Below are 3,763 nucleotides of genomic sequence, written 5' to 3' on the forward strand. Positions count from 1 at the left end.
ACGGCGAACCGCCCGTGACCCCCTTCGCCCCCGACTCGCTGGTGCTCAACCGGAAGCTGCCCCTGTGGTACCAGGTGTCGCAGTCGCTGCGCGCCTCGATACTGGGGCGCACCCCGGACGACCCGCTGCGGCTGCCCACCGAGGAGCAGCTCGCGGAGCACTACGGGGTGAGCGTGCTGACCATGCGGCAGGCCCTGAAGGAGCTGGAGCAGGAGGGGCTGATCAGCCGGCACCGGCGGCGGGGCACGTTCATCGAGCCGGGGGCCCAGCGCGGGGCCCCGGTCCGGCTGCTGGGCTCGGTCGACGCGATCGTGGCCCAGCAGTCCGGCGAGCGCACCACGGTGCTGGGCCAGGAGCGGGGCCCGGTGCCCGGGGAGCTGCGCGCGTACTTCCCGGACGCCGCCGAGCTGGTCACGTACCGGCGGCTGCGCCGCGACGGCGACAGCGGTGAGCCGACGAACTGGGCCGAGAACGCGGTCCTCCCCGAGCTGGCCGGCTCCGTGGACCTCGCCGACCTGGAGCGCTGGCCGATGACGAAGGTGCTGCGGGACGTGGTCGGGGTGCGGATCAGCCGCATCACCGACACCGTCGAGGCGCGGCTGGCCGACCCCACCACCGCCGAGCTGCTCGACGTACCGCTGCTGAGCCCGATCCTGCACTACACGGGCGTCACCTACGACGAGGACGGCCGGGTGGTGGACGTGGCGCGGATCCGGTACCGGGGGGACCGCTTCTCGTTCACGGTGACGGTCGACGCGCACTAGGGCCTGTCGAGCCCGTCCGGCGGATCAGGCAGATCCGGCCGATCCGCCGGATCAGGGTCGGACGGGCCCTTCGGTGCCCCCGCGGTCAGCGTTCGTCGTCGTCCGCGCCGCGTTCGCCCTCCGCCTGGGACGGGGTGGTGCGCAGGGTCTGCGGGTGGCGCTGCCTGCGTTCCTTCTCGTCCATGTCGTCGTCGAGGCGTTCGCCCTCGGCCTGCGACGGGGTCGAGTATTCGTCGTACTGGCTCATGACCGCCTCCTCGGTCGGAACATGTCCACACAAGGAGCGTAAGCGTCCGCCGGTACCGGGGCACCCCCTACCATCTGCGGCGTGAGCATGAGTGCGAACGTGACGGAGGGCCCCGACGGCGCCGAGGACGCGGCCGGGCCGCTGCTGGACGACCTGCTCCCCTGGTCCGTGCCCGGCCTGCGGCTGGGCCGGGCCTGGGTGACCGCCCCGGACCCGGGCACCCTGCGGGCCCGCTGGACGGCGCTGACCGGGGCGGACGCCCCGGAGCGGGACCGGCTGTTCCGGCCGACGCGGGCCCGGAGCCCGCACGCCGGGGCCGCCGCCCTGCCGGGGCAGCGGACGGCGACCGGCCGGTTCTCCGCGGCGCCGGGGCCGTTCCCCGAGCCGGTACGGGTGCTGCACGAGCCCTTCGACGAGCAGTGGCTGCTGCCCGACCAGCGGCTGATCGACGCGGCCCGGCCGGAGCTGTGGCGGGTGCGGGACGAGCAGCAGCTGTTCCTGCTGGAGGCCGGCCCGCAGGTCCTGGTCACGGCCCTGCTGCCGGCCGGGCGGACGGGCCCCGTCCGCCCGCTGCACCGCCGCCCCGGCGGCGCCGAACCGAACCTCGCGCCGGGCCTGCTGGACCTGCTCGGCGCCCGCTACGGCACCTGGGTCGCCCCGGAGGACCTGCTCTGCTGGGTGCTCGCGGCAGCCCGGCCCGGCCCGGGCGGGCTACGGGTGCCGCTGCCGGCCGCGGCCGAGCAGTGGCGGGCCGGGCTGGAACTCGGCCACCGGCTGCTGCGGATCCAGCTGCGCGGGGCCCGGGGCGGCGAGCCCCCGCGGCTGCCGGGCGGCCGGCGACCCTACGTGCGCCAGGCGTTGCCGGCCCGGCCGTCGGCCCTGGCGTACGACGCCGGGAGCGAGACCCTGTACCTGGACGAGGGCGCCGTCTCGCCGGTCCCGGCCGGGGCCTGGGAGTACGAGGTGTCCGGGGTGCGGGTGCTGGAGCGGTGGTTCGCCGCGCGCACCGCGTACCGGGACGGGGAAGGGCTCGAAGCGCTCGGCCCGGCCGAGTGGCCGCAGTCCTGGACCTCGGAGCTGCTGTCCCTGGTCACCACGCTGGCCCTGCTGGCCGAACTGGAGCCGGCCCGGGCCGCACTCGCCGTGGGCCCGCTCCTGCCGTCCGCCGACCTCCGCGCGGCCGGCGTACTGCCGCCGCCGCGCCGCTCGCGGCGCCCGGCGTCGGTGCTGGACCACCACGAGGAGGGCCCGGGCGGCCAGTTCGCCCTGCTCTGAGGGGTCCTGGCGGGCGCCTCCTCGGGTCTCCCTGCTGACAGCACCCACGGTGAGCCGATAGGCATCGGTGTCATGGACTCGATGAACCCGATGGACCCAACAGACCCGATGGACCCGATGGACCCGATGGACCCGACAGATCCGACGGACCCGACGGACCCGACGGAGGCAGCGAACCCGGAGCCCCCGGCGCCCCGGGCCCGCCCGGCCCGCCCGGCCCGCCCGGCCGGGGCCGTGCCGTTGCCGCTCGACGGGATCACCGTCGTCGCCGTCGAGCAGGCGGTCTCGGCGCCGTTCGCCACCCGCCAGCTCGCTGACCTCGGCGCCCGCGTCGTGAAGGTGGAGCGGCCGGACGGGGGCGACTTCGCCCGGGGCTACGACACCGCGGCGGGTGGCCTCGCCTCGCACTTCGTCTGGGCCAACCGCGGCAAGGAGTCCCTGGCCCTGGACCTGAAGGACCCGCGCGGGCGGGAGGTCCTGCACGGGCTGCTGGCCGGGGCGGACGTGTTCGTGCAGAACCTCGCCCAGGGCGCCGCCGCCCGGCTGGGGCTGGACGCGGCGACCCTGTGCGCCCGCTACGACCGGCTGGTCGCGGTCGACATCTCCGGCTACGGCCCCGAGGGCCCGTACGCCCAGAAGCGCGCCTACGACATGCTGGTGCAGTGCGAGGCCGGCCTGGTCTCGGTCACCGGCACGCCCTCCCGGCCGGTCAAGGCCGGTATCCCGGCCGCCGACATCGCCGCCGCCATGTACGCCTTCTCCGGGGTGCTGGCCGCCCTGCTGCGGCGCGGGACCACCGGGCGCGGGGGCCGGGTGGAGGTGTCGATGCTCGACGCGCTCGCCGAGTGGATGGGGCATCCGCTGCACCACACGATGCACGGAGGGGAGCAGCCCGCGCGCACGGGCCTGGCGCACGCGGTGATCGCGCCCTACGACGCGTACGGGACCGCCGACGGGGACCAGGTGCTGCTGTCGGTGCAGAACGACCGCGAGTGGCGGCGGCTGGCGGAGCAGGTGCTCGGACGTCCGGAGCTGGCCGAGGACCCGGCGTACGCGACGAACGCGGCACGGACCGCGCACCGCGCACAGACCGATGCCGTGGTGGCCGAGGCCCTGGGGCGGCTCGGGGCGGCCGAGGCGCTGGAGCGGCTGGAGGGCGCCGGGATCGCCTGCGCCCGGCTGAACTCGGTGGCCCAGCTCGCCGGGCACCCCCAGCTGGCGGCCCGGGACCGCTGGCGGGAGGTGCGGACACCGGCGGGTCCGCTGCGGGCCCTGCTGCCGCCGATCGTGCTGCCGGACGGCGCGGAGCCGCGCATGGGCGCGGTGCCCGCGCTCGGCGAGCACACCGAAGCCCTGCTGTGCGCCCTGGGGATGACGGGCGCGCAGATCTCGGCACTGCGCCGGGACGGTGTGATCGCCTGAGGGAGCCGGGGGTCGGTGGGGCACCCCCAGCCGGCGGCCCGGGACCGCTGGCGGG

4 protein-coding genes are annotated in these 3,763 nt (G+C 76.5%); 3 read left to right on the forward strand and 1 reads right to left on the reverse strand.

Translation table 11 applies throughout. The features are described from left to right. Positions 1 to 14: 14 nt before the first annotated feature. The gene (locus tag EF918_RS33610) at positions 15 to 764 is read left to right on the forward strand and encodes a GntR family transcriptional regulator (protein ID WP_125652676.1); all 750 of its coding nucleotides are present in this window, start codon (positions 15 to 17) and stop codon (positions 762 to 764) included. An 85-nt stretch (positions 765 to 849) separates the two neighbouring features. Here the strand turns inward: EF918_RS33610 and EF918_RS37435 are convergent, their stop codons facing one another. Beyond that, a complete protein-coding gene (locus EF918_RS37435) occupies positions 850 to 1,011 on the reverse strand; it encodes a hypothetical protein (protein ID WP_185922049.1) in 162 nt (53 codons plus the stop codon). 87 nt (positions 1,012 to 1,098) lie between these two features. Here EF918_RS37435 and EF918_RS33615 point away from each other — a divergent pair, with 87 nt between their 5' ends. Together EF918_RS33615 and EF918_RS33620 are read left to right on the forward strand one after the other, a co-directional pair. After that, positions 1,099 to 2,286: a type ISP restriction/modification enzyme gene (locus tag EF918_RS33615; protein ID WP_125652677.1), complete on the forward strand. Its 1,188-nt coding sequence runs from the start codon at positions 1,099 to 1,101 to the stop codon at positions 2,284 to 2,286. A gap of 90 nt (positions 2,287 to 2,376) precedes the next feature. Continuing rightward, complete coding sequence (locus EF918_RS33620) at positions 2,377 to 3,708, forward strand: CaiB/BaiF CoA-transferase family protein (protein ID WP_260610927.1); 1,332 nt, start codon at positions 2,377 to 2,379, stop codon at positions 3,706 to 3,708. Positions 3,709 to 3,763: the final 55 nt, after the last annotated feature.

Origin of the sequence: Streptomyces sp. WAC06614 (assembly GCF_003949795.1) — a bacterium.
In the GTDB taxonomy this organism is placed as follows: Bacteria; Actinomycetota; Actinomycetes; order Streptomycetales; family Streptomycetaceae; genus Streptomyces.

What these genes read in the sequence shown, in the direction of transcription:
- EF918_RS37435 (WP_185922049.1), bottom strand. Translation starts at nt 1,011, where the DNA reads ATGAGCCAGTACGACGAATACTCGACCCCGTCGCAGGCCGAGGGCGAA.
- EF918_RS33615 (WP_125652677.1), top strand. Translation starts at nt 1,099, where the DNA reads ATGAGTGCGAACGTGACGGAGGGCCCCGACGGCGCCGAGGACGCGGCC.
- EF918_RS33620 (WP_260610927.1), top strand. Translation starts at nt 2,377, where the DNA reads ATGGACCCAACAGACCCGATGGACCCGATGGACCCGATGGACCCGACA.